Annotated in this window: 24 protein-coding genes; 10 read left to right on the top strand and 14 right to left on the bottom strand. The window is 56.9% G+C overall.

What is annotated here, in order from left to right; translation table 11 throughout:
* Positions 1-64 precede the first annotated feature (64 nt).
* The 4 genes from AC2FIS_RS13860 to rplT all read left to right on the top strand — a co-directional run bounded on the left by AC2FIS_RS13860 (position 65) and on the right by rplT (position 2,830).
* Complete coding sequence (locus tag AC2FIS_RS13860) at positions 65-502, top strand: universal stress protein (protein WP_058273350.1); 438 nt, start codon at positions 65-67, stop codon at positions 500-502.
* A 14-nt stretch (positions 503-516) separates the two neighbouring features.
* A complete protein-coding gene (locus AC2FIS_RS13855; RefSeq protein WP_496723386.1) occupies positions 517-2,067 on the top strand; it encodes an alanine/glycine:cation symporter family protein in 1,551 nt (516 codons plus the stop codon).
* A 182-nt stretch (positions 2,068-2,249) separates the two neighbouring features.
* Complete coding sequence (rpmI, locus tag AC2FIS_RS13850) at positions 2,250-2,450, top strand: 50S ribosomal protein L35 (RefSeq protein ID WP_010443552.1); 201 nt, start codon at positions 2,250-2,252, stop codon at positions 2,448-2,450.
* Between the two features lie 14 nt (positions 2,451-2,464).
* On the top strand, positions 2,465-2,830 hold the full coding sequence (gene rplT, locus AC2FIS_RS13845) for a 50S ribosomal protein L20 (RefSeq protein ID WP_058279005.1): 366 nt from the start codon (positions 2,465-2,467) through the stop codon (positions 2,828-2,830).
* 133 nt (positions 2,831-2,963) lie between these two features.
* Here the strand turns inward: rplT and AC2FIS_RS13840 are convergent, their stop codons facing one another.
* The 3 genes from AC2FIS_RS13840 to AC2FIS_RS13830 all read right to left on the bottom strand — a co-directional run bounded on the left by AC2FIS_RS13840 (position 2,964) and on the right by AC2FIS_RS13830 (position 5,973).
* Entirely contained in the window at positions 2,964-3,782 is an 819-nt protein-coding gene (locus tag AC2FIS_RS13840; RefSeq protein WP_496773924.1) for a DUF2189 domain-containing protein, read from the bottom strand.
* Between the two features lie 175 nt (positions 3,783-3,957).
* On the bottom strand, positions 3,958-4,419 hold the full coding sequence (locus AC2FIS_RS13835) for a hypothetical protein (RefSeq protein WP_496773922.1): 462 nt from the start codon (positions 4,417-4,419) through the stop codon (positions 3,958-3,960).
* A gap of 162 nt (positions 4,420-4,581) precedes the next feature.
* Positions 4,582-5,973 carry an aminotransferase family protein gene (locus tag AC2FIS_RS13830; protein WP_496773921.1) on the bottom strand — a complete coding sequence of 464 codons (1,392 nt, stop codon included), beginning with the start codon at positions 5,971-5,973 and terminating at the stop codon, positions 4,582-4,584.
* 219 nt (positions 5,974-6,192) lie between these two features.
* Between AC2FIS_RS13830 and AC2FIS_RS13825 the strand changes: the two genes are divergently transcribed.
* Complete coding sequence (locus AC2FIS_RS13825; RefSeq protein WP_496723378.1) at positions 6,193-7,821, top strand: acyl-CoA synthetase; 1,629 nt, start codon at positions 6,193-6,195, stop codon at positions 7,819-7,821.
* Here AC2FIS_RS13825 and AC2FIS_RS13820 read toward each other — a convergent pair.
* From AC2FIS_RS13820 to hmgA, 7 genes are all read right to left on the bottom strand, one after another.
* Positions 7,818-8,159: a DOPA 4,5-dioxygenase family protein gene (locus tag AC2FIS_RS13820; RefSeq protein WP_496767278.1), complete on the bottom strand. Its 342-nt coding sequence runs from the start codon at positions 8,157-8,159 to the stop codon at positions 7,818-7,820. The genes AC2FIS_RS13825 and AC2FIS_RS13820 overlap by 4 nt on opposite strands.
* Before the next feature lie 87 nt (positions 8,160-8,246).
* A complete protein-coding gene (maiA, locus tag AC2FIS_RS13815) occupies positions 8,247-8,885 on the bottom strand; it encodes a maleylacetoacetate isomerase (RefSeq protein ID WP_496773919.1) in 639 nt (212 codons plus the stop codon).
* A gap of 19 nt (positions 8,886-8,904) precedes the next feature.
* Complete coding sequence (locus AC2FIS_RS13810) at positions 8,905-9,102, bottom strand: DUF2783 domain-containing protein (protein ID WP_496773918.1); 198 nt, start codon at positions 9,100-9,102, stop codon at positions 8,905-8,907.
* A gap of 5 nt (positions 9,103-9,107) precedes the next feature.
* Entirely contained in the window at positions 9,108-10,718 is a 1,611-nt protein-coding gene (locus AC2FIS_RS13805; RefSeq protein WP_496773917.1) for an FAD-dependent oxidoreductase, read from the bottom strand.
* A gap of 137 nt (positions 10,719-10,855) precedes the next feature.
* Complete coding sequence (locus AC2FIS_RS13800) at positions 10,856-11,806, bottom strand: MBL fold metallo-hydrolase (RefSeq protein WP_496773915.1); 951 nt, start codon at positions 11,804-11,806, stop codon at positions 10,856-10,858.
* A gap of 10 nt (positions 11,807-11,816) precedes the next feature.
* Complete coding sequence (fahA, locus tag AC2FIS_RS13795) at positions 11,817-13,073, bottom strand: fumarylacetoacetase (RefSeq protein WP_282153139.1); 1,257 nt, start codon at positions 13,071-13,073, stop codon at positions 11,817-11,819.
* Between the two features lie 22 nt (positions 13,074-13,095).
* A complete protein-coding gene (hmgA, locus tag AC2FIS_RS13790) occupies positions 13,096-14,451 on the bottom strand; it encodes a homogentisate 1,2-dioxygenase (RefSeq protein WP_496773914.1) in 1,356 nt (451 codons plus the stop codon).
* 57 nt (positions 14,452-14,508) lie between these two features.
* Here hmgA and AC2FIS_RS13785 point away from each other — a divergent pair, with 57 nt between their 5' ends.
* Together AC2FIS_RS13785 and AC2FIS_RS13780 are read left to right on the top strand one after the other, a co-directional pair.
* Positions 14,509-14,961, top strand: a complete 453-nt coding sequence (locus AC2FIS_RS13785; protein ID WP_496773913.1) for a MarR family winged helix-turn-helix transcriptional regulator — start codon at positions 14,509-14,511, stop codon at positions 14,959-14,961.
* 60 nt (positions 14,962-15,021) lie between these two features.
* Positions 15,022-16,266 (top strand): adenylate/guanylate cyclase domain-containing protein, encoded by a 1,245-nt coding sequence (locus AC2FIS_RS13780; RefSeq protein ID WP_496773912.1) that lies wholly within the window; start codon positions 15,022-15,024, stop codon positions 16,264-16,266.
* 77 nt (positions 16,267-16,343) lie between these two features.
* On the opposite strand, the gene AC2FIS_RS13775 is transcribed toward AC2FIS_RS13780, so the two are convergent.
* Together AC2FIS_RS13775 and AC2FIS_RS13770 are read right to left on the bottom strand one after the other, a co-directional pair.
* A complete protein-coding gene (locus AC2FIS_RS13775; RefSeq protein WP_496773910.1) occupies positions 16,344-17,810 on the bottom strand; it encodes a uracil-xanthine permease family protein in 1,467 nt (488 codons plus the stop codon).
* 322 nt (positions 17,811-18,132) lie between these two features.
* The gene (locus AC2FIS_RS13770) at positions 18,133-18,942 is read right to left on the bottom strand and encodes a division plane positioning ATPase MipZ (protein WP_496773909.1); all 810 of its coding nucleotides are present in this window, start codon (positions 18,940-18,942) and stop codon (positions 18,133-18,135) included.
* Positions 18,943-19,159: 217 nt separating this feature from the next.
* Here AC2FIS_RS13770 and AC2FIS_RS13765 point away from each other — a divergent pair, with 217 nt between their 5' ends.
* From AC2FIS_RS13765 to AC2FIS_RS13755, 3 genes are all read left to right on the top strand, one after another.
* Positions 19,160-20,047: an AEC family transporter gene (locus tag AC2FIS_RS13765; RefSeq protein ID WP_496773906.1), complete on the top strand. Its 888-nt coding sequence runs from the start codon at positions 19,160-19,162 to the stop codon at positions 20,045-20,047.
* An 81-nt stretch (positions 20,048-20,128) separates the two neighbouring features.
* Entirely contained in the window at positions 20,129-21,724 is a 1,596-nt protein-coding gene (locus AC2FIS_RS13760; protein ID WP_496773905.1) for an MFS transporter, read from the top strand.
* A 59-nt stretch (positions 21,725-21,783) separates the two neighbouring features.
* Positions 21,784-22,248 carry a GNAT family N-acetyltransferase gene (locus AC2FIS_RS13755; protein WP_496773904.1) on the top strand — a complete coding sequence of 155 codons (465 nt, stop codon included), beginning with the start codon at positions 21,784-21,786 and terminating at the stop codon, positions 22,246-22,248.
* A 79-nt stretch (positions 22,249-22,327) separates the two neighbouring features.
* On the opposite strand, the gene rpmE is transcribed toward AC2FIS_RS13755, so the two are convergent.
* Entirely contained in the window at positions 22,328-22,549 is a 222-nt protein-coding gene (gene rpmE, locus AC2FIS_RS13750; protein WP_010437577.1) for a 50S ribosomal protein L31, read from the bottom strand.
* Positions 22,550-22,560: 11 nt separating this feature from the next.
* Positions 22,561-22,944, bottom strand: a complete 384-nt coding sequence (rplS, locus tag AC2FIS_RS13745) for a 50S ribosomal protein L19 (RefSeq protein ID WP_058273331.1) — start codon at positions 22,942-22,944, stop codon at positions 22,561-22,563.
* Between the last annotated feature and the right edge of the window lie 82 nt (positions 22,945-23,026).

Here is a 23,026-nt window from a genome sequence, read left to right as displayed (position 1 = left end):
CAGGTTCCGGCCGCCCTGCCGGGTACACGGGTCCCGGCATAACCAAAATTATTGGAGGAACGTTATGACAACGAAAATTGTCATTGGACTGGACGGGACAGAAACCGGAGAACGCGCCATCGCCTTTGCCAAAGATCTGGCTGGCCGAATTGGCACGTGTGAATTGCTGGTTGTTTATGTCATCGAATGGTCCCCATTTACTTTTCAGACCCCTGAAGAGAACGCATTGCGGCACAAGCGGCGAGAAGAAGAAATCGAACTTGCGACGAACCGGATTGTTACCCCGGCTGTCGAAGCCCTGACTGCAGATGGTTACACAGTGCAGGGCATCGTGCGTCATGGCGACGTGGCTGAAACTCTGAACGCAATCACCGTTGAGAATGGCGGTTCGCAGATCATCGTCGGGCGCGCCTCGGCCGATGGTTTCAAGAAACGCTTGTTTGGCAGCTCGACCCAAAATCTGGTCATGCACGCCGATGTGCCAGTCACTGTTGTGAACTGACGGGAGGGATGAGAATGACTATGTTGAAACATCTCTGGCTGGCTGTAATCGCCGCCTTGATCGCCGCACCGGCAATGGCGCAAGACGCGCCTGGACTGGACGACAAGATCAATCAGGCATTTGCCGATTTCACCGGGCCATTTGTCAGCTTTATCTTTGCGCCGTTCCCGGGAACCAGTTTCCCTTGGATCGTCGGCTGGTTGGTCGTCGCGGCGACTGTTTTCACGCTGTACTTTGCCTTTGTGCAGCTCAGGTTCTTTGGCCATGCGATCAGCCTTGTCAAAGGCGACTACTCCGACCCCAACGATGCGGGTGAGGTCAGCCACTTTCAGGCTCTGGCCACGGCGCTGTCGGGGACGGTTGGCCTAGGCAACATCGCCGGTGTGGCGGTTGCCGTCGGCATTGGCGGACCGGGTGCCACCTTCTGGATGATTGTCGCGGGCCTTCTGGGCATGGCGTCGAAATTCACCGAATGTACGTTGGGCGTGAAATACCGCAACGAATACGAGGATGGCACCGTTTCCGGTGGCCCGATGTACTATATGTCCAAGGGATTTGACGAGCTTGGCTTGCCTGGAGGCAAGATTCTGGCCGTCCTGTTCTCGATCTTCTGTATTCTGGGCGCGCTGGGCGGGGGCAATATGTTCCAGGCCAATCAGGCGCACCAACAGATCGCGGGCATCACGGGCGACTATCCCGGATGGATCACAGGGGTTGTCTTTGCAATCATCGTGTTCCTTGTCATTGTGGGCGGACTGAAATCCATCGCACGGGTGACCGAAAAGGTCGTGCCTTTCATGGGTGTCCTGTATGTGGCTGCGGCGCTGGTGATCATCATCATGAATGCTGATCAAATCGGCTGGGCGTTCGGCCAGATTTTCGCAGGTGCCTTCACCGGCCTCGGCGTCGCTGGTGGTATGGTCGGGGCGCTGATCCAAGGCTTCCGTCGTGCTGCGTTCTCGAACGAAGCGGGCGTGGGTTCTGCAGCGATTGCACACTCGGCGGTGCGGACCAAAGAGCCGATCACCGAAGGGTTCGTCTCGTTGCTTGAGCCGTTCATCGACACGGTTGTGATCTGTACGATGACGGCGCTGGTGATCATCATCACCCAGCAGCTGATCGTCGATCCGGAAACCGGCAATTACATGCTGAACGAAGCGGGTAATGCCATTGCGACCGTTGATGGTAACTCGGGCGTCAGCCTGACCTCTGCCGCCTTTGGCAGCGCCTTCAGCTGGTTCCCGTACGTTCTGGCGATAGCGGTTGTGTTGTTTGCCTTCTCAACCATGATTAGCTGGTCCTACTATGGCCTCAAGGCCTGGACCTACCTGTTCGGGGAAGGCCACGCCAAGGAGCTGGTGTTCAAGGTCATCTTCTGCATCTTCGTTGTCATCGGCGCGGCGGCCAATCTTGGCCCTGTCATCGACTTCTCGGATGCGGCGATCTTTGCGATGGCGGTCGTGAACGTCTTTGCGTTGTACTTCCTGATGAAGGTGGTGCGTGAAGAACTGGCCAGCTATGCGAGCCGACTGAAGACCGGCGAAATCCGCAAATTCGAGCATTAACTCAAACCACCGGGGCGGCCTTGGTCGCCCCGGTGCCTGATCAGCCTGTAAAAAGCGCAGATTCTGGTCTAACCCCCCTTGCCAGTATGGTCGAACTTGCGTAAACGGCGCTTCTGATCGCGTGACCGGCCAATGTGGCATGCCGAGTCGCGTTTAGTACCGAACCCCGAAAGGAGACGGAAATGCCTAAGATGAAGACAAAGTCGAGCGCCAAAAAGCGCTTTAAGGTGACTGCGACCGGTAAGGTCCTTGCTGGCCAGGCCGGCAAACGTCACGGCATGATCAAGCGGACCAAGAAATTCATCCGCGATGCCCGTGGCAACACCACCCTGTCCGCCCCCGACGCCAAAATCGTCAAGGGCTATATGCCCTACGACCGATAAGAGGAGATTAAGACATGTCCCGCGTTAAAGGTGGAACCGTAACTCACGCCCGTCACAAGAAGGTCATCAAGGCCGCCAAAGGTTACTATGGCCGCCGCAAGAGCACCTTCAAGGTTGCCCGTCAGGCCGTCGACAAGGCGAACCAGTATGCAACCCGCGACCGTAAAAACCGCAAGCGCAACTTCCGCGCGCTGTGGATCCAGCGTATCAACGCTGCTGTCCGTTCGCATGACGAAGCACTGACATATTCCCGCTTCATCAACGGCCTGACCTTGGCCGGTATCGAAGTGGATCGTAAAGTTCTGGCCGACCTGGCCGTGCACGAACCGGAAGCGTTCGGCACGATCGTCGCCCAAGCTCAGGCTGCTCTGGCTGCCTGATCCTCTCTTAGCAGAGACAGTGAATGAAAGGCCGTCCCATTTGGGGCGGCCTTTTTCATTGATAGCCGAAAGTGAACTCAGCAAAATTTCGGCCATTAAAAGCGCACAATGGCCGTGGTGATACTCCGACGGATCACTCCTGCACTGGCGGTACCGCCCGCTGATAAAGATGCCATGTGGTGTGGCCAAGGATCGGCAAGGTAAAGATCAGGCCCAGAAACGCCGGAACCAGCGACAACAGCATAGTAACTGAGATGATCGCGGCCCAAGTGAGCATGACACCGGGGCTTTCCGCGACGACGCGCAAAGAAGTCAACATGGCCGAAACAAAATTGGTTTCCCGGTCGAGCAGCATGGGCATGGCAACGACGGTCACTGAGAATAGTACGGCCGACAAAAATGCGCCGGCGCAGGTGCCAATGGCAAGGAAAGTCCAGCCCTGAGGTGTGAAGAATACGGTATTCAAGAACCCTTCAAAATCCGAAAAGGATGCGTTTTGCAGGGTGATCGCCAGCCAAAGCCGGATCTGGTAAATCCAAACCCAGAAAATGAACAGGGTGACAAAGGCCATCCAGCCCAATTCGCGTTTGCGTTGATTGGCCATCACGGTCAGGATTTCTGACCAGCCGAAACTCTCTCCATTCTGCAACCGACGGGACATTTCGTATAGCCCGGCGGCAGCAAAAGGCGCGACCAGCGGGAATCCAACAATGGCGGGAATGATCATCCAAATCTTGCCGAGCCAGACCAGGCTCCAAATCATCAGGATCCCGAAAACCGCATAGAACAGGCCGAAGAATCCGCTCATAAAAGGGCGCGCCAGAAAGTCGGAAAACCCTGCCTTCAGCGATGCGGTGATATCACTTGTCGTTACCCTATTGATTTGGGGCATAGCCGCTTGTTGCGGCGTCAGGTTGTCCGGTGGTGTGGACCCTGTAGCTTTGGATGCCATGACACACTCCTCTCAAAGAATGGTGTCGCGCTGGGTGGTCTGCCAACTTGCTAAGTGGTGAGGCAGACATCCTTCCTGATTCAAGTCTGCATCAGTGGAGGCATAACGGCAAGAGATAGGATGGCGGCCAAACTTTGGCTGGTGTGTTTCGCTAATTTTTAGCGGAGCCATAAGCCTATTTGCTTGGGTCTTTCTTTACCAACTGCGCTGCAAACGCCACGCCGGTCCCCGGACCGGCATAGGTGACCATGATCACGTCATCCAGATAGACTCCGTTGAAAATCCCCGCCGAGACATCTTCGCCCGAAATCCCGGCCTCGGCCAGAACAAAGCGAGTGGGATCGTCCAGGCTGAAGGTGCCCATTGCTTCTTCGACGATCCACTCGGTGTCACCGATACGCCGCCAGCGATTGGTGGCGGTGATCAGGTTGCCGTCCAGTTTGGTGACTTCCAGCTCCATCTCGGTTTTCAGCAGGCCTTTCCCGTGGTTTGGGTTCGATTTGGCGAAAGCGACCAGATAGGTGCCGTGCCAGGTGCCGACGATCTGGGGAAAGCCGCTGCCTTCATCGGCGCTGGAAGGGGTGGCGACCGCAAGGATGGCCACGGCGGCGAGGCTTCGGATGAGCTTGAGTACCATTGGACACGTCTCCTGCATGGGGTGCGATAGCCACAGGGTACTTGAGTTGGTGCTTTTGACAAACCCGCGTGTGTAAACACAAAAAAACCGGCGCGGTGGGCGCGCCGGTTTAAGTTCATCTGCCGTGATTGCGTGAGTGGTGGCAGATGTTTTCAGTTACGTTCAGCCGAATACACGACCCAATGCGCCGTCGACCGCATCGGTGATCTGGTCGATGTCGTCTGCGGTTGCAATCAGTGCGGGCGAGAAGCACAGCGTGTTGTTGCGGCTGGGGATCGAACGGTTGGTGGCACCGATGATGACGCCCTGCGCCATACAGTCGGCAACGACCGCCTGAACCTTTTTCTCGTCCATTGGCTCTTTGGTGACCCGGTCTGCGACCAGTTCAGCACCCAGGAACAGACCCTTGCCGCGCACGTCGCCGATGACTTCGTGCTTTTCCATCAGCGCCTGCAGGTTGCCCAACATCCGGTCGCCCATATCAATGCAATTCTGCAGCAGGTTCTCGTCTTCGATGATGCGCATGTTTTCGATCGCAGCAGCCGGACCGGCGGTGCAGCCACCAAAGGTCGAGATGTCGCGGAAATAGCTCATCGGGTCCGACATGTCGTCTTTGAACATGTCAAAGACTTCCTCGGTGGTGACCATCACGGCAATCGCCGCATAACCTGAGGCAACGCCTTTGGCCATGGTCACGAAGTCCGGCTTGATGCCGTACTGCTGATAACCGAACCAGGTGCCGGTACGGCCCACGCCGCAGACAACTTCGTCGATATGCAGCAAGATGTCGTACTTTTTGCAGATTTCCTGCACGCGTTCCCAATACCCTTCGGGCGCTTCGATGACGCCACCACCTGCGGTCACAGGCTCAAGACACAGGGCGCCAACGGTTTCGGGACCTTCGCGCAGGATCACTTCTTCGATCTGATCCGCGGCCCAGACGCCAAAGTTTTCTTCAGGCGCGCCGTCCAGCTCGTGCTTGCGGTATTCCATGCAGTGGGGAACGCGAACGAAATCGGGCGCGAAGGGGCCGTACTGCGCCGTACGCTCGTCCTGACCGCCTGCAGACATGGTTGCCAGGGTCGAGCCGTGATAGTCGCGGTCACGGTACAGAATCTTAGTTTTCTTGCCGCCGTAGCGCTTGTGCGCGATCTGGCGAACCATCTTGAACACCTTCTCGTTCGCCTCAGAGCCGGAGTTGGTGTAGTAGACCCGGCTCATGCCCGGCATTTTTTCAATCAGCATTTTAGCAAAGATCGAACCGGGGATCGAACCTGCGGTATTGGCGAAATAGCACAGCTTCATCAGCTGGTCATGAACCGCCTTACAAATCGATTCGCGGCCATAGCCGACGTTTACGGTCCAGACGCCGCCGGACACAGCATCAAGGTGTTCTTTGCCATTCTGGTCCCAGACGCGCATGCCTTTGCCTTCGACAATGATCTTTGGATCATTGGTTTCCAATGGCTTATGCTGCAGCAGGTGGTGCCAGATATGGGCGCGGTCGGCCTCGACCACGTGGGAGAGATCGTTTTCGTTGAACGTGCCGTCCATGACATGTCCTTTCAGAATGACTGGGGCGCGGGTTGCCAAAAATGGGCTTTCCCGGCTTTGTGTTTCGATGGCTCAGATCACCGCGAAAGCTCTGTCGGAGATAGGGCCAGATTGCACCATCCCGTAATTCCAGTCCATGGCCGCGCCGTATTTTTACGGGTTTGTCAGAGGATCAACTTTGTGCTCAATTCGCCGAAATGGACGAGGGAGGGTTAGTAAATGACACAAGCCAGCATCTACGAGCGTCATTTGGACAAGTGCCGGGCAAACTATACTCCGCTGTCACCGCTGAGTTTTATCGAGCGGACGGCGCAGATTTATCCGGACTACCCTTCGGTAGTATTCGGCGCGCGCCGCTATACATGGGCTGAAACCTATGCCCGCTGTCGTCGTTTGGCAGGCGCATTGTCGGCCCGTGGAATCAGCCCGGGCGACACGGTTTCTATCATCGCCGCCAACATTCCGGAAATGTATGAGGCACATTTTGGGGTGCCTATGGCGGGCGCTGTTCTGAATGCCATCAACACCCGATTGGATGCGCCGATCATTGCTTTCATTCTGAACCACGCGGAATCCAGGATTTTGCTGGTCGATCCGGAATTCTCGGGCGTCGTGAAAGAGGCGCTGAAGCAGGTCGATCACGACGTATTGGTCGTCGATATCGAAGACCCAAGCTTTGATGGTGGAGAGAAGCTGGGCCGCCTGACTTATGACGCCTTGCTGGCCGAAGGTGACCCGGATTTCAACTGGTCCTTACCCAACGACGAGTGGGACGCGATCACGCTGAACTATACTTCTGGTACAACCGGCAATCCGAAAGGTGTCGTGTATCACCACCGAGGGGCTGCGCTGAACGCCCAGTCGGATCTACTGGATTGGAACATGCCAAAGCATTCGGTCTATTTGTGGACCCTGCCGATGTTCCACTGCAACGGCTGGTGTTTCCCCTGGGCGATGGCCGCCAATGCGGGGGTTTCCGTCTGCCTGCGGGCCGTGCGGGACGAACCGATTTATGCGGCGTTCCGGGATGAGAAAGTCACGCATTTCTGCGGCGCGCCGATCGTTCTGAACATGCTTGCCAATGCGCCTGATCACCTCAAGGATTTCGATCATGAGATCAAGGTGATGACCGCTGGCGCGCCGCCACCCGCTGCGGTGATCGAAAGCATGGAAAACATGGGCGTCGAAGTTACCCATGTCTATGGATTGACCGAGACTTATGGCCCGTCAGTGGTCTGTGCCTGGAAGGATGAATGGAACGACAAGGGGGCCGAAGACCGCGCTGCGCTGAAGGTCCGTCAGGGTGTGCGCTATACGGCTCTGTCGGGGCTGATGGTTGCGGACCCGGACACGTTGGAACCTGTGCCTGCTGATGGTGAGACGATGGGTGAGATTTTCATGCAAGGAAACGTCGTTATGAAAGGCTACCTCAAGAACGCCGAAGCCACAGATAAGGCGTTCCGGGGTGGATGGTTTGCCTCTGGCGATCTGGGGGTGATGCATCCGGACGGTTACATCGCGCTTAAGGACCGGTCGAAAGACATCATCATTTCGGGGGGTGAGAATATCTCATCCGTCGAGGTTGAGGATATCCTATACAAGCACCCGGCGGTGATGGAGGCCGCCGTGGTTGCGCGCCCGGATGACAAATGGGGCGAAACGCCCTGTGCATTCATCGAACTTAAGCCAAACGCGCAGGCGAGTGAGGCTGATATCATCGGCTTCTGTCGGGAAAACATGGCCCATTTTAAAGCTCCCAAAACGGTGGTGTTTGGACCTTTACCCAAGACCTCGACTGGCAAGATCCAAAAGTTCAAATTGCGGGATCAGGCAAAGGCGCTGACTTAAGTGCCCACCTTGTCAAAGATCGACAGATCAAGATCCAGCATTTCACCCATCCAGATGGCCCGGTCCCGATGATCCGCCAGATGGTCGCCGGTTTCGGGGTGGGTGAAGATGGTCAGGCCCTGTCGGTTCAGCATTAGCCAAGGCATGACTTGATCGAACGCGTCCGGGTCAAAGCCCAACTGGCAGCTCCATCGCGGGTGGGGGCCTACATTTTTGGCATGCATGCGCCCCATCTGCACTGGAAACAGATCGGCGACCTCTTCACAGACCTGCTGGGCAATGGCTTGCGTATTTGCGTCGTAATAGACATGGGCGTGATAGCCGGTGATCTCTGACATTGGGGCCTCTTGCATACGTTTCGAACAAGGTACGGCGCTGCAATTGGTATTGCCACTTGCGCCGTCACACAGGCTCTGTGCGCCAGATCAAGTGGTTGCGTGGAGATCTGGGTGGGCTGCGGCAAAGGCGGGATGTTCGGCACAAGCGGCCTCGGCGTTTAAACTGCGCGGCAAGTCCGATAAATCCACGTCCCAACGGCGCGCATTGTACATTTGCGGGACCAGGCAAACATCGGCCAGTCCCGGCTTGGTCCCGGTGCAATAGGGCGCTTGTTCAAAACCCTCGAGAAGCGCCTCAAAAGCCAGTAGACCGGGGCGAATGAAATGCCGCATCCAGTCTCCGGGCATCCCGTCAGCGCCATCACTCAGCGAAGTGGCATATTGCGCGACCGACAAGTTGCAGACCGGATGCACATCAACCGCGATGGATTGCGCCAAAGCCAGCGCATGCGCCCGGGCCGCCGATTCCGGAGGCAACAGTCCAAGGCCGCGAGTTTGGTCAAGATAGTCGATAATGGCCAGAGATTGCGTCAACCGCAGCCCGTCAATCTCGAGCACGGGGACCAGCCCCTGCGGATTACGCGCCGTGTGGTTGCCGGACCTTTGTTCGCCCGCTGTCAGATCAACCGACACGCCGCGATAGGTGATCCCGGCCAGATTCAGCGCGATGCGCACCCTGTAGCTGGCCGAAGACCGCCAAAAGTCGTACAGCACCACGCCGCTCATCGTCGATCTCCTCAGTTCGTCAGGTGTCCTCCAGCGTGGCGGCTTTCAGGGCGCTAGACAATACATTTGCGTTGCCGATGTGATTGGCCAGGACCAGAACCAGACGAGCATTCAGGGCGTCACTGTCGGCTTTGACCAGCCCATCATGCGCCGCCACCAGATCGGCATAGAAACCGTCAGCATTTTCCAGATTGGGGGAAAGGATCAGATCGGTCATTTCGCTCACTCCTTACCTGTTGCCCGGCGGATCGCCTGCCGGAACGCGTTTTCTTCGAATGTGTCGCGACGGGCTGCGACGTGTTGGTCAGGTCGGATCAGGTACACCGCACCCGTGGCATCACCCAGATACCTGCGCTTCAACTCCAAAGACAGGTCATCCTTGACCGACAGGGCCAGCCGCGTCGCCTGCACGCCGCCCTCTTCGATACTGTCAGGCGCATCCGCATCAATTGTCAGCAGCGTGAATTTCCCAGCCAGTTTTGGCAGCAGGAATTCATCGCCCAAAGGTGCGTCCGGGCAGGCGGAACCGGGGCGTGTCAGCTCTGGCCCGTTCAGTGCGTCGGCAGAGCTGAGCGATGATGCGGTATAGGCGCAAGGTGTGCTCAAGCGGCCGGAATTGACCAGCGGGCGCGCAAACTCATAATGCTCACTGAGGTCCAAAATCGCATCCCGCAACAGGCGCGACATGTCGGACTTGGGCGTGATGAATTCGGTCGATTGCGTGGATGCGCGGATGTTCTCATCCGCAGCCTCGACCCGTTCACGATTGTAGCTGTCCAGCAAAACCTCGGGCGCTTCGCCGTCAATGACCAGCTTCAGCTTCCAGCACAGGTTGTCTGTGTCCTGTATGCCAGAGTTGGCCCCCCGAGCGCCAAATGGGCTGACCTGATGAGCGCTGTCACCAGCAAACAATACGCGACCATGGCGGAACCGCTCCATTCGGCGGCACTGGAATGTGTAGATCGAGACCCATTCAAGTTCGAAATTGATCTCTTCGCCCAGCATCGCCTTTAGGCGAGGGATCACGTTTTCAGGTTGTTTTTCCTGCTCGGGGTCGATGTCCCTGCCCAGTTGCAGGTCGATCCGCCACACGTTGTCCGGCTGTTTGTGCAGCAGCGCGGACTGTCCGCGATTGAACGGCGGGTCGAACCAGAACCAGCGTTCGGTCGGGAAGTCCGCCTGCATCACCACGTCAGCGATCAGAAAGTTGTCTTCGAATACGCGGCCTTCGAAATCCAGGCCGAGCATGCGGCGGGTAGGCGAGTTTGCACCGTCACAGGCAATCAGCCAATCCGCCTCAACGTTATAGGGGCCTTCGGGAGTTTCGACTTCAAGCTTGACGTGATCGTTGTGCGTGCCGACGGCTTCGACTTTGTTCTGGCCGCGAATTTCAATCGGCGCGCCATCGGCCTGCAATTCCCGCACCCGCTCAACAAGCGCTTTTTCAAAATAGTATTGTTGCAGATTGATGAAGGCGGGGTGCGCATAGCCCGCGTCGGGTTGCAGGTGAAACTCATAGATCTGACGGTTGTCAAAAAAGACTTTGCCGGCATCCCACAGCACGCCTTTATCGACCAACTTACCCCCGGCGCCCAGACGGTCGGCGATTTCCAGAGACCGCTGTGAAAAGCAGATCGCGCGGCTACCAAAGCTAACCTTGTCATTGTCGTCCAGCACGACGACAGGGACCCCTTTCTGGGCCAGATCAATGGCTGCGGCCAACCCAACCGGGCCGGCACCAATCACGATAACCTTGTGTCGTACCGAGCTTGCCGTGTCCTGATCCGGGCTGCGTTGATAGGCATAGAGTGGAACTTCGAAAATCTTGTTCATGGGCTCTCCCCCGATACTCAGGCGCCGTGCGCGCACTAGATCCCGCCCTCTGGCACGTGTGCGCCAGAAGGCCTTGCCCTATGATTCCACTTATTTCCCCTGTGCAAAACGATCTGGATCAAGTTTGCCCGTCTTCTTCAGCCCTGCAGGGCCTCCCACATCTCCAAGTCGCGCTGGGCGGTCCAGATACGGGGCGTGTCGATACCGCGGGCTTCGTCATAGGCGCGGGCGACGTTGAAAGGCAGGCAATGTTCGTAGATCGCGTAATCGGCGAATTTTGGATCGCACTCTGCGCGCACTGCATCCCATGCCTCTTTCAGAGACCCACCGCGTGCCGCCACTTTCGCAGCCGGGCGGTAAGTGCTTTCGACAAAGTCACGGGTGTTTTCGATCGCTGCATTGACCATGTCCTTGCCGACCAGGGCGTTCCCGCGACCCGGTGCGATGGCATCGACGTCGAACCACTTGATTTCATCCAGCGTATCACCCCAATCGCCGAAATGCCCGTCGCCGCAATAGCAGGCCGAGTGGTATTCGACGATGTCACCGGTGAACATGACATTCTGATCGGGTACGTGAATGACGACATCACCTGCGGTGTGGGCGCGGCCCAAATGCATAAGATCGACCCGGCGATTGCCCAGATAAACCGTCATCGTGTCGCTGAATGTGGTGGTGGGCCAGGTCAGGCCGGGGATGCTTTCATGACCTTCAAACAGGCGGGGGAAACGCTGAAACTCGCTGTCCCAGTCTTCTTGGCCGCGTTCAACGACCATGGCGCGCGCCATGTCGGACATGAGGATTTGTTGCGCACCAAAGGCGCTGGCCCCTAATACGCGGACTGCGTGGTAATGGGTCAGCGCAACATGCGTGATCGGTTTGTCGGTCACGGATCGCACACATTCGATCACCTTGTTGGCCAGACGCGGGGTCGCCTGCGCCTCGACAATCATGACGCTGTCATCACCAATGATGACGCCGGAATTCGGATCGCCTTCGGCGGTGAAGGCATACAGACCCTCGCCTACCTCGGTGAAAGAGATCTTCTTTTCCGACATATCCCCTTGGGACGCGAATGCCTTGGCCATGATGAGTTCCTTATCGGGTGTATGGGTTTTCAAGGGCGGGTAACAGAGTTCCAACACAGTCGCCAAACCCGATGGTGTAGCCTTTGCCCTTGGCAGCACCTGTCAGGGTCAGTGTGTCACCGTCCTCGATAAAAGTACGGGTTTCGCCGGTATCCAGCGTCAGCGGTTCTTTTCCACCCCAGCTGAGTTCCAGCAGCGAGCCCCGCTCTGGTTTTGTTGGACCGGAAATCGTGCCAGACCCAAGCAGGTCGCCCGTGTTCATCGGGCAGCCCGAGGTCGAATGGTGTGCCAGTTGTTGGGCGGCCGAGTAGTACATTTCGTTGTAGTTCGTCCGAGCAATGACTGTGGCGTCCTTGCCGTCGGGCTCCATCGTGACCTCAAGATCAATGTCATACAGCATCGGACCGCAGTCTTTGATGTGATCCAATAACTCGAATTCACGCGCAGGCGTGTCGCAGCGGAAGGGTTCCAGCGCCGCCTTTGTCACAATCCACGGGCTGATCGAAGTGGCTGTGGCTTTGGCTTGAAACGGCCCCAAGGGTTGATATTCCCAGGCCTGAATATCGCGTGCGGACCAATCGTTCAGCAGAACGTAGCCAAAGATGTTGTCGTCGGCCTCCTGAACCGAGATGGGTCCGTCCGAGGGTGTACCTACAATCGCGCCCATCTCAAGCTCGATGTCAAAACGGCGGCTAGGCAGAAAAGCGGGCATGTCATGATCGGGCGACTTGAGCTGGCCCCAAGGCCGACGGATATCGGTGCCCGACACGACAACGGAAGAAGCCCGGCCGTTATACCCGATGGGGATATGCAACCAGTTTGGCGGCAGGGCGTTTTCCGGTCCGCGGAACATGGTGCCGACGTTTTGCGCGTGGTGACGTCCGGCATAGAAATCGGTGTATTCGCTGACCGCAAAAGGCATGTGCATTTCGGCGTCGATCTGGGCAATAAGCAACGGTTCAACCTGCGCCTGTTCCTCTGCACCTTCGGCCAACAATGCGGTCAGGCGGTTGCGCAATGCAGCCCAGACGGCAGGACCTTCCTCCATCAGCGGGTTCCAGAAAGGCAGATCTAAGAGCGGCTCGTCTGCCAGTTCGATCAGGCCCCCTGCCTCAGCTGCGGTGACGTCCAGAATCATGTCGCCAATCGCCACGCCGCACCGCGGATCACCGCCTTCGGTCGAGAAAACGCCGTATGGCAGGTTGTTCAGGGGAAACGGGTGATCGGCCTCATTGGCCGAGGCCACCCAGGATTTCATTAATGGCATGTATTCAAACCTCTTTTGGGTGTCACTTTTTGCCCGGTGTGCCGTCGAACTTTTTCTCAAGCGACGTCCAGCAGTCGATGTAATCATCCTGCAACGGGGCTTCGTTGGCTGCAAATGGTGTCAGATGCTGCGGGAAACGGGTTTCGAACATGAAGGACATCGTGTTGTCCAGCTTGTCTGGCCCGAGGTTCGCGTTTGATGCTTTTTCAAACGCTTCCCGATCCGGGCCATGCGGCAGCATCATGTTGTGCAGGCTCATGCCGCCCGGAACAAACCCCTGCGGTTTGGCATCATACTGGCCGTAAATGTTGCCCATCAGCTCGGACATGATGTTCTTGTGATACCAGGGCGGGCGGAACGTATCCTCGGCCACCATCCAGCGTTCGCGGAACAGCACAAAATCGATGTTTGCCGTGCCCGGTTGCCCCGAGGGCGCGGTGAGGACAGTAAAGATCGACGGATCGGGATGGTCGAATAGAATTGCACCGACCGGACAGTAGGTGCGCAGGTCATATTTGTAGGGCGCGTAGTTCCCGTGCCACGCCACCACGTCCAGCGGGCTTTGGCCGATCTTTGTGGTATGGAACTGCCCGCACCATTTGACCGTCACGGTCGAAGGCACCTCGCGGTCTTCAAACGCCGCCACCGGAGCCTTGAAATCGCGTGGATTGGCCATGCAATTGGCCCCAATTGGACCGCGGCCGGGCAATTCGAACTTCTGGCCGTAGTTCTCGCAGACAAATCCGCGCGCCGGGCCTTCCAGCACCTCGACACGGTACACCAGGCCACGGGGGAGAATGGCGATTTCCTTGGGTTCCAGATCAATGGTTCCAAGTTCAGTCGCGAACCGCAGGCGACCTTCCTGTGGCACCACTAACATTTCGGAATCGGCCGAGAAGAAATAGTCATCCTCCATAGAGTCGGTGACCAGATAGATGTGGCTGGCCATTCCCACCTGCGTGTTCACATCCCCCGCCGTTGTCATGGTGCGCATACCGGTGAGCCATGTCAGCCTCTCATCGGAATGAGGCACTGCGTCCCAGCGGTATTGGCCAAGGCTGATCACGTCCGGGTCAACGCACGGCGCGGATTTCCAGAGCGGCAGGTCGATTTTTTCGTAACGGTGCGAATGCTTGACCGACGGGCGAATGCGATAGCACCACGTGCGCTCGGGCGGATTGGCTGTAAAGGCAGTGCCGCTAAGCTGTTCACCATAAAGGCCGTAATTGCAGCGCTGCGGGCTGTTCATGCCCTGCGGCAGCGCCCCGGGCAGGGCCTCGGTCTCGAAGTCGTTTCCAAAGCCGGGCATATAACCCGCATGCGTGCCAACGGGCGTGCCGGCTTGCGTCATTTTGTGCGGATCCGTCGGATGGTTCATCCTGTATTCCTCCAATTGCTGCTTGTCGAGTAATAGTTGATTTTGTAACTAACAAGCATGACTCAGGACAAATCTGCCAAAAAAGATGACTTTGATCTGCAGGAATTCCTGCCGTATCTGCTGAACCGTGCAGCCGAAGAAAGTTCGCTGGAGTTTCAGCAGGTCTATAAGGACCGTTACGGAATGCTTCGCACCGAATGGCGCGTCTTGTTTCATCTGGGAAATTACGGCGAGATGACTGCGAAAGAAATAGGTGAGCGCGCCAAAATTCACAAAACCAAGGTCAGCCGTGCAGTTTCGAAATTGGAACAGCGCCGATACTTAGCCCGTAATCGCGACACATCCGACCGCCGGGTTGAACAATTGACGCTGACATCCGCAGGTCAGACGGTTTACAGGGATTTGCGCCTGGTGGCCGAAGCCTATGATACAAAGCTTGCCGGCCTGTTTTCCTGGGACGAAGCAGAACTGTTGCGAAAAATGCTTCGGCGTCTGGCGCATATGAATTGACCACTGGTAATTTACTGCCTCAATTCCCAGATGAAGCCCAGAACAAAAATGGGACAAAACATGACGACCTTGGATGCCGATACGGCAAAATCAAGCGATCTGATCAACTGGCTGGTGGCGCGCGGGCTTGAGGGTGTCGAAAAAGAAGAACTGCTGGAAGAGTACTGCAATCGCCTGGTGGAACTGGGCGTTCCGCTGATGCGATTTCACGCGGCCCAGTCGACCCTGCACCCGATTTATGGCGGAACCGGCTATAGCTGGTATCACGGCCAGGGCGGGGAATATCAAAAGTTCGAATACTCTGAACAGCCCAGCGATCAATGGCGTGCTAGCCCTCTGTTTGCTGTTCTGAACGAAGGCGAAAGCGTTGTGCACGAACGGTTGGTGGATCAGAACGAACCCAGCCGATTTCCCTTGCTGAATGAGCTGCGCGAACATGGTGCCACTGAATATTACGCGACCGGTGTGTCCTTTGACATTCCGACTCACAATCAGCCGAAGGACGCCAAAAAGGCGGTGAACGGTGTATTGTTGTCCTGGACGTCAAACGCGCCCGAGGGCTTCAAGGACAGCGATCTGGCGTTGATCAATACAGCCCTGCCGCATCTCGGGTTGGCTTTGAAGTCGGCAAACAACCAGCGGATATCAAAGGACCTAATGCGCGTCTATTTGGGTCGTGATGCCGGTCGGCGCGTTTTGTCCGGCGAGATCAGGCGCGGGTCGCTTCAGCAGATCGATGCAGTGATCTGGAATTTTGACCTTGAGGGGTTCACCAGCCTGTCCGAAGAGCTGCCGGGTGATGCGCTTATTGAGATGCTAAACGAGTATCTGGCCGCTGCGATAGACGTGGTCCACAAATGCGATGGAAGCATCCTCAAGTTCATGGGCGACGGGCTAATGGCCATGTTCGATGTGGGCGAGATCGATGCGGACGCGCGTGCGGCACTGGCGGCCGTCGGCGAGTTGGAGATATCGATGGCGAAACTGAACGCGCAACGTTCCGCCGATGGCCTGCCTGTGTCGAACTATACGCTGGCGCTGCATGCAGGTGAGATTTTGTACGGCAATATCGGCTCTGAGAACCGCCTGGACTTCACCGTCATCGGCCCGACCGTCAACCAGACCGCGCGGATTGCCGGAATGCACCGGTCGCTGGGGCAACGGATCCTGATCTCGGACGATGTGGCAAAGGCTGCACGACCTGCCGCGTCAGAGCTGGTCTCTGTCGGTCGCTATATGCTGCGTGGAGTGCCGGAACCGAAGGAACTGTTTACGGTTTACAAGGCGAATGACGCACGGGATTGAGTTTGCGTTTCGTGGCCGAAATTAATCACGGCTTGGGCCTATCCATTTGTGAACAGGCCCAAGCAAAAGTTTCTGGCTCAGACGTGATCGTCCTTAACCAACGCGCCGCGCCCGTGGCCGGCCATACCGCCAGAGACTTCTTCTGTCGCTTCATCCGCGAGTGTCTCTGGCAGGATCAGGTTAAGCACGATAGCGATGAACGCTGCTGGAAGGATGCCTGACGCGCCCAGGACCCGCAGGGTGTCGGGCAGGTGCTGCAGCGCATTTGCCGATCCGGGTGCCACGTTCATGACTTCGAGTTGAAGCCCCAAACCAATCGAAAGCGAAACCGCAAAGATCACCATGTTCCGCCGGTTCCATACAACGTCCGACAACATGGATACGCCTGCGGCGACAACCATGCCGAACATGACTATGACGCCGCCGCCCAGCACTTCGATTGGAACCGTTCGGATCAACCCGCCGACCTTGGGCACCAGACCGCACACAATCAGGAAAATGGCACCAATGGTGACCACGTGGCGGCTCATGACGCCGGTCATAGCGATTAGTCCGACATTCTGGCTGAACGAGGTGTTCGGGAAACCGCCAAAGATACCAGCAATGGCAGAGCCGAAACCGTCAGCATATGTGGCGCCCTGTATCTCTTTGTCGGTGGCCTCACGACCTGCGCCACCTTTGGTGATCCCCGAGACATCGCCGACCGTTTCGACAGCGGAAACAAAGGCCATGAGGCAGAAACCGATTACTGCGGCGAACGAGAACTCGAAGCCGTATTTGAAAGGCTGCGGCAGTGCGAAAGCCGCAGAGCGTTCCCACGAGCCTGAGATCACTTCGACAGGCAGCTTCCCAACCAGCAGGCAATAAACATAGCCCACCAAAATACCGACCAGGACAGCCGATACGGAAAGCATGCCACGCGCGAAGAACTTCAGCCCCAGCGTGACAAACACAACGATCAGCGCGGGTGTCCAACTGGACAACGAGCCATAGCTTTCAGCACCTGAAGCCTTGGCTGGAACACCTCCCGCAGCGTATTCGATACCGACCTTCACCAGCGCAAGACCGATCATCGTCACAACCAATCCGGTGACCAAGGGCGGTAGTGCAAAGCGTATCCTGCCGATTACCGTGCCCAACAGGGCGTGAAACAATCCACCGATAATCACGCCCCCAAACAGGACAGCAAGACCGTCCACGCCTTTTCCGGCAACCAGAGGGATCATGATCGGAATGAAGGCAAAGGATGTGCCCTGTACGATCGGAAGCGCTGCGCCAACCGGGCCAAGCGTTACCGTTTGCAACAGCGTGGCAACGCCAGCAAAAAGCATCGACATCTGGATCAGATACAGCAACTCGGGAAAGTCCGGGCTGTTTGAACCAAAACCAAAACCCGCCGCGCCGGCAACGATAATCGCCGGAGTAACGTTCGACACGAACATTGCAAGCACGTGCTGTATCCCCAGCGGTACGGCCCGATAAATGGCTGGAAAATAGTTTGGATCCCGAAGTTGCTCCGGCGTCCCAATGGATGAATCGGTCATGGCTGTCCTCCCGTCAACGCGCGTTTTGGCGTCCTGTCCTTTGATAGCCTGGTGTGGAATTCACATCCTGATCCATTCAAAGTTGTCTATTATTAGATCAAGCAGATAGCTGGGATTATCAAAAATACCAAAAAGGTGTTTTGGATGGTTGTATTTTAGTTAAAGAAACCAATGGCGGTCCAGAGTCAGCCTGAACGCGACCCTGAAGCTTCTGGCTGCCGGTATTGTCAAAACTCATCGCCCAAAAGGGCAGGGGCGCACACCCGATCTACGATTTTAGCGAGATATGGTAGCGCTGGGGCTGGAACGTCCAAACGGGGCGTTAGAAGTCGATCTCAACGCCCGGCAGGTTCAGTTCTTTCATCATGTCGCGCAGCTCTTGCCGTGCAGCGATGTTCGAAATGTTCAGCTGTTTGACCCCAATATCCTTGAGGTCCAGCAAGGTCAGGCCACGTGGGAAAAGCTCGCGGAAGATAACCCGCTCGGAGAAACCAGAAGCGACGCGGAAGCCGATGCGCTGGGACAGCATCTCAATCGCGCGTTGCATCTTTTCCTTGTTGACCATGCGCTGAGTGCCGACGCGGTTGCGGACTACCACCCAGTCGATGGGCTTTAGTCCCGCCTGCGCACGCAGTTGGCGCGCATTCCAGACCATTTCCGAATAGACAGAAGGGCCCAGGATTTTTTCGCCCTTCGAGTCGATCCGTGCAAGCAGGTCAAAGTCGATAAAGCTGTCATTCAGCGGCGTGATCAGCGTATCGGCCAGCGAATGTGCCACCTGACTTAGGCGCGTGTGCGATCCGGGGCAATCGATCAGGATGAAATCGCTGTCGCTTTCTAGCTCGGACACCGCGGCGGACAAGCGGTGGTCATAGATATTCTCGCCGGGCTTCAGTTTGGATGCATCAATCTCGGGCAGGTCATGATGGCGGGGGCCGGGCAGGGTCAGATCCGCGTTCGTCAAAAAATTGCTGCGGTTCTCGAAGTACCGGCCAAGGCTGCGCTGCCGAAGATCAAGGTCCAGTGTGCTGACCTTATGACCCAATCGCGCCAGCGCGGTCGCTACATGCATCGACACGGTCGATTTGCCTGCGCCACCCTTCTCGTTCCCCACTACGATAATATGTGCCATGCTTGTATTCCCACGTCCCGCCGTGCTTAACCACACGTTGTTACCGACCACTATATGTTGTGGAGGCCGGGAAGGGAAGAACCCCAAGCGCCCTTGCAGTGCAATATCAGGCTCTAATTTGGAAAACTCAACCGGCTGTGTTGGTTAGGACGCGTGCTTGTCAAAGTGGACGGGCTGTTTCACAGTTCAAATCAGGGTTTTGCAACAGGGGAACCGGTTGGACCATCTGTTTTTGAACGTTTTGAACGTGGTTCTGCCGGTGCTGATCTGCGCCGGGATTGGCTATGCCCTTGCCGTGATCAAGGCACCGTTCGACAACAAAGTCATCGGTGGGATCGTTTCGCGCGTTGGGTACCCGACGCTGATCATCTCGCACCTGTCCACAACCAAGATCGCGGTGGGCACCTTTCTGGAGGTCATGACGGCCGCTGCGCTGGCCATTGCGGGGTTCGGAGTGTTGGGATTTCTGGCACTTAAAACCATGCGTCTGCCGGTTCGGGCCTTTTTGACGCCGCTGATGCATGGGAACGTGGGCAATGTCGGGTTGCCTATCGCCTTGCTTGCGTTGGGTGATGCGGGAATGGCCTATACAATGGGATTTGTCGTGGTGGTGCTGATCAGCATTTTCACCGTCGGCATGTGGATCCCGGCGGGGGAGTTTTCACCCAGAAAGCTCGTCACGTCCCCGATCATTTATGCAGTGATCCTATCCCTGATCCTTATGGCGAGCGGATCAAGCTTGCCTCAACCGCTGGCAAAATCCTTCGACATTCTTGGGGGGCTCTCGATCCCACTGATGCTGCTGACATTGGGCCATACGCTGGCGACGTTGCGGATCAAAAGCCTGGGCCGGGCGGTGCTGTTGACCGTTCTGCATCTGGTCATGGCGATTGCAATTGCCAGCGCTTTGGTATGGGTGTTCGGTTTCACCGGGGCTGAGCGTGGCGCGGTGATCCTGTGTTGCCTGATGCCGTCCTCGGTTGCGACTTACCTGTTCATTGACCAGCACGTGCCGGAATACGGGCCGGATGTTGCTGGTTTCATTCTTGTGTCGACGCTGGCCACGATCATCGTCCTGCCGGTGGCTCTGTCCTACTGGATCTAAAGCCGACCCTATGCCTAGCGATAAAAATCGCTAAACTGCTGATTAATTGCATTTAAGAACAATGAGTTTTGGGGTGGATTTATGACCGACAAGACGCCTTCTGACCCAACGCACGAGGGGGGTGCCCGTGTTGTTCTGGCGATGACGGCCATCTGTATGATGGTTGTTGGGTTTAACACAACGGCTGTTGCGACCATCCTGCCCAACCTCAAGGCCGAGTTCGATTTGACGCCATCCGGTCTGCAATGGGTGATGGCAACCTATACCGTGGCCAGCGCCACGCTGGTCACAATCGTCAGCCGGTTGGGCGATATCACTGGCAAGATGGGCGTGTTCTTCGCTGGTATGATTGTCTTTGGCATTGGGTCTGCCTCGGTCCTGTTTGCGCAAGACGGCGCGATGCTGCTGTTTGGGCGCGGTGCGCAGGGCGCGGGGGCTGCAGCCCTGTTTGGAACATCTCTGTCACTGTTGACCGCCGCCACACCCGAAGAGCAGCGCGCAGGTGTTACCGGCGCATGGGGCGCAATTGTCGGTCTGGCCATCGGCGTCGGGCCGATCGTCGGGGGTGCCTTTGCCCATTATATCAGCTGGCGCGCGGTGTTTGCGACCGATCTGGTGTTGCTGGTGTTCGCCTTCCTGATTGGGCTGCATGTCAGCCGACGTGGGTACGTGCCGGACACGCGTCAGGCCGGGGCCAAGTTTGATTATCCGGGCGCTTTTGCGTTGCTATTGTTCCTTGGCCCGCTGTCCTTTGCGCTCAGCAATGGGGAAAGCAGCGGGTGGGCAACGCCGATGACATTGATGCCGCTGGGTGTTGCGGCGGTTGCGACAATCATCCTTGTTATCGTGTCCCGCCGCAGTGACGATCCGTTGATCGAACTGCGATACTTCAGGCATCCGCGTTATTTCATGGCCGCCGTTGGCATGTTCTTCACCGGCTTCACGCTGTTCTGTTTCTTTGTGTACTTCAACACGTTCGTTCAATCCCCGGATGCCTTCGGCTATTCGCCCATCGGCGCAGGTTTGGCGATCATGCCGCTTAGCCTCAGCATGTTCGTGATCTCGGTCACCGCACCCCGGTTTCTGGCGCCCTACAGCTTTCAATGGCCTATCGCGATCGGCTTGGGGGCGATGGCCTGTGGGTTCTTGCTGTTGATGACAACTTCGAACTCCACCCAATATGCTGAGATCTGGTGGAAGCTGATGATCGTCGGCATTGGATTAGGTATCTGTTTTTCACTGTTACCCCGGCTCGGTCTGCGCGTGTTGCCAGAAGAGCATGTGGGGCAGGGGTCCGGGGTGATTAACGCCTGCCTGTATTTTGGCGCGACACTAGGAGCCGTGGTCGGAGGTTTGGCCGAAGCGATAACGACCCGCAGAGGTATTTCCGAGGTCATGAGTGCTTTGCCCGCCGGGTCCGCCCAGCGAGATGATCTGGCCCATGCCCTGACCCATGGGACGCCGAGCCAAATCCAGCAACTGATCGCTAAAATGGATCCTGAAACTAGTAGTGCTTTGGCCAAGGCCCTTCGGGACTTGCAGGACAACGCCTTCGACAGCGCGATGCTTGTTGCTGCGGCGGCGGCTCTAGTCGGGATGGCTTTGGCGCTGATGTTGCTTCGGGGCCCGGTTCCGCCCGTACACAGCGCAGCCGAGCTGACGCGTGCGAAGAGTTGAGTTTGCTTCAACTGTTGGCAATTATTCTACTGGGAATCCGGCTGTGATAGTAGGTCTCCATGGTTGAGTTTGCGCTACTCTCTCAAAAAACCTTGCGCCCTTTGGCGGCATTGTCTGTGCGCGAAGATCAGGCAGGGTTTGTCGCGACAAATCTAATGACGATGGCGCAGTCGATTTTCGAGCCGGGGTCAGAAATCTATGGCATTTGGGATGGCGGCGATGCGGTGGGTTTGCTTGCCATTATCGACATGGCACATCCCGATGCAGAATTGGATGACGAGGATGACCCGGATGGCGTCTATATCTGGCGGCTGATGGTCGACAAATCTCGTCAGGGCCGGGGCTATGGAATGGCCGCATTGAATTTTGCAAAATCCGTGGCTTTGAAAAAGGGTCGCTCTAATCTGGTGATCAGCGTCGTCGACGAACCCGGCAGTGCGCTATCGCTTTATCAATCGTTCGGGTTTGCGCCGACTGGCCGGCTTGTCGATGGAGAGGTCGAGTTGATCATGCGGCCGGCTTAGCCACTTATTTTTGGCAACGTTCTACCCACAAAAAAGGCCGCCCCGGTGGGCGGCCTTTCGCATCTCAAACGGGACAGGCTTAGAAGCCCAGACCTTCGTATTTCTTCTTGAACTTCGACACACGGCCGCCGGCGTCCAACAGGCGCGACGAACCACCGGTCCATGCAGGGTGCACAGAGGGGTCGATTTCCAGAGCCAGCTGATCGCCTTCGGCGCCCCAGGTTGATTTCATCTGAACTACGGTGCCATCGGTCATTTTGACGTCGATGACGTGATAATCGGGATGGATGTCTTTTTTCATCTTTCCGTTCCTTACGCTTCGGCGCCAGCCTTGGGCTTGTAGTTGGTGACTTCTGCGATACGCGCGGATTTACCACGGCGCGAGCGCAGATAGTACAATTTGGCGCGACGAACGCGGCCACGGCGGACAACGGTGATGCTGTCGATGTTGGTCGAATACAGCGGAAACACACGCTCCACGCCTTCGCCAAACGAAATTTTGCGAACGGTGAAAGCACCGGCGATGGTGTTGCCGCCTTTGCGGGCGATGCAGACGCCTTCGTAGTTCTGTACACGGGTGCGCGACCCTTCGGTCACTTTAAAGCCGACACGGATGGTGTCACCGGCTTTGAAATCGGGGATGTCTTTCCCCAGGGCGGCAATCTGTTCCGCCTCAAGCTGTGCGATCAGGTCCATCGCATTTCTCCTATCTGCTCGTGGTTGGTCCACGAAGTTGAGCACGGCCTGAGAGCTCTTGGTCTTCACCGGGTCCTGTGTA

Source organism: Ruegeria sp. CDSB113 (assembly GCF_059611045.1).
The sequence above is the reverse complement of the archived record's forward strand: the minus strand, read 5'-3'. Positions and strand labels throughout refer to the sequence as shown.

What these genes read in the sequence shown, in the direction of transcription:
- AC2FIS_RS13860 (WP_058273350.1), top strand. Translation starts at nt 65, where the DNA reads ATGACAACGAAAATTGTCATTGGACTGGACGGGACAGAAACCGGAGAA.
- AC2FIS_RS13855 (WP_496723386.1), top strand. Translation starts at nt 517, where the DNA reads ATGACTATGTTGAAACATCTCTGGCTGGCTGTAATCGCCGCCTTGATC.
- rpmI (WP_010443552.1), top strand. Translation starts at nt 2,250, where the DNA reads ATGCCTAAGATGAAGACAAAGTCGAGCGCCAAAAAGCGCTTTAAGGTG.
- rplT (WP_058279005.1), top strand. Translation starts at nt 2,465, where the DNA reads ATGTCCCGCGTTAAAGGTGGAACCGTAACTCACGCCCGTCACAAGAAG.
- AC2FIS_RS13840 (WP_496773924.1), bottom strand. Translation starts at nt 3,782, where the DNA reads ATGGCATCCAAAGCTACAGGGTCCACACCACCGGACAACCTGACGCCG.
- AC2FIS_RS13835 (WP_496773922.1), bottom strand. Translation starts at nt 4,419, where the DNA reads ATGGTACTCAAGCTCATCCGAAGCCTCGCCGCCGTGGCCATCCTTGCG.
- AC2FIS_RS13830 (WP_496773921.1), bottom strand. Translation starts at nt 5,973, where the DNA reads ATGGACGGCACGTTCAACGAAAACGATCTCTCCCACGTGGTCGAGGCC.
- AC2FIS_RS13825 (WP_496723378.1), top strand. Translation starts at nt 6,193, where the DNA reads ATGACACAAGCCAGCATCTACGAGCGTCATTTGGACAAGTGCCGGGCA.
- AC2FIS_RS13820 (WP_496767278.1), bottom strand. Translation starts at nt 8,159, where the DNA reads ATGTCAGAGATCACCGGCTATCACGCCCATGTCTATTACGACGCAAAT.
- maiA (WP_496773919.1), bottom strand. Translation starts at nt 8,885, where the DNA reads ATGAGCGGCGTGGTGCTGTACGACTTTTGGCGGTCTTCGGCCAGCTAC.
- AC2FIS_RS13810 (WP_496773918.1), bottom strand. Translation starts at nt 9,102, where the DNA reads ATGACCGATCTGATCCTTTCCCCCAATCTGGAAAATGCTGACGGTTTC.
- AC2FIS_RS13805 (WP_496773917.1), bottom strand. Translation starts at nt 10,718, where the DNA reads ATGAACAAGATTTTCGAAGTTCCACTCTATGCCTATCAACGCAGCCCG.
- AC2FIS_RS13800 (WP_496773915.1), bottom strand. Translation starts at nt 11,806, where the DNA reads ATGGCCAAGGCATTCGCGTCCCAAGGGGATATGTCGGAAAAGAAGATC.
- fahA (WP_282153139.1), bottom strand. Translation starts at nt 13,073, where the DNA reads ATGCCATTAATGAAATCCTGGGTGGCCTCGGCCAATGAGGCCGATCAC.
- hmgA (WP_496773914.1), bottom strand. Translation starts at nt 14,451, where the DNA reads ATGAACCATCCGACGGATCCGCACAAAATGACGCAAGCCGGCACGCCC.
- AC2FIS_RS13785 (WP_496773913.1), top strand. Translation starts at nt 14,509, where the DNA reads ATGACTCAGGACAAATCTGCCAAAAAAGATGACTTTGATCTGCAGGAA.
- AC2FIS_RS13780 (WP_496773912.1), top strand. Translation starts at nt 15,022, where the DNA reads ATGACGACCTTGGATGCCGATACGGCAAAATCAAGCGATCTGATCAAC.
- AC2FIS_RS13775 (WP_496773910.1), bottom strand. Translation starts at nt 17,810, where the DNA reads ATGACCGATTCATCCATTGGGACGCCGGAGCAACTTCGGGATCCAAAC.
- AC2FIS_RS13770 (WP_496773909.1), bottom strand. Translation starts at nt 18,942, where the DNA reads ATGGCACATATTATCGTAGTGGGGAACGAGAAGGGTGGCGCAGGCAAA.
- AC2FIS_RS13760 (WP_496773905.1), top strand. Translation starts at nt 20,129, where the DNA reads ATGACCGACAAGACGCCTTCTGACCCAACGCACGAGGGGGGTGCCCGT.
- AC2FIS_RS13755 (WP_496773904.1), top strand. Translation starts at nt 21,784, where the DNA reads ATGGTTGAGTTTGCGCTACTCTCTCAAAAAACCTTGCGCCCTTTGGCG.
- rpmE (WP_010437577.1), bottom strand. Translation starts at nt 22,549, where the DNA reads ATGAAAAAAGACATCCATCCCGATTATCACGTCATCGACGTCAAAATG.
- rplS (WP_058273331.1), bottom strand. Translation starts at nt 22,944, where the DNA reads ATGGACCTGATCGCACAGCTTGAGGCGGAACAGATTGCCGCCCTGGGG.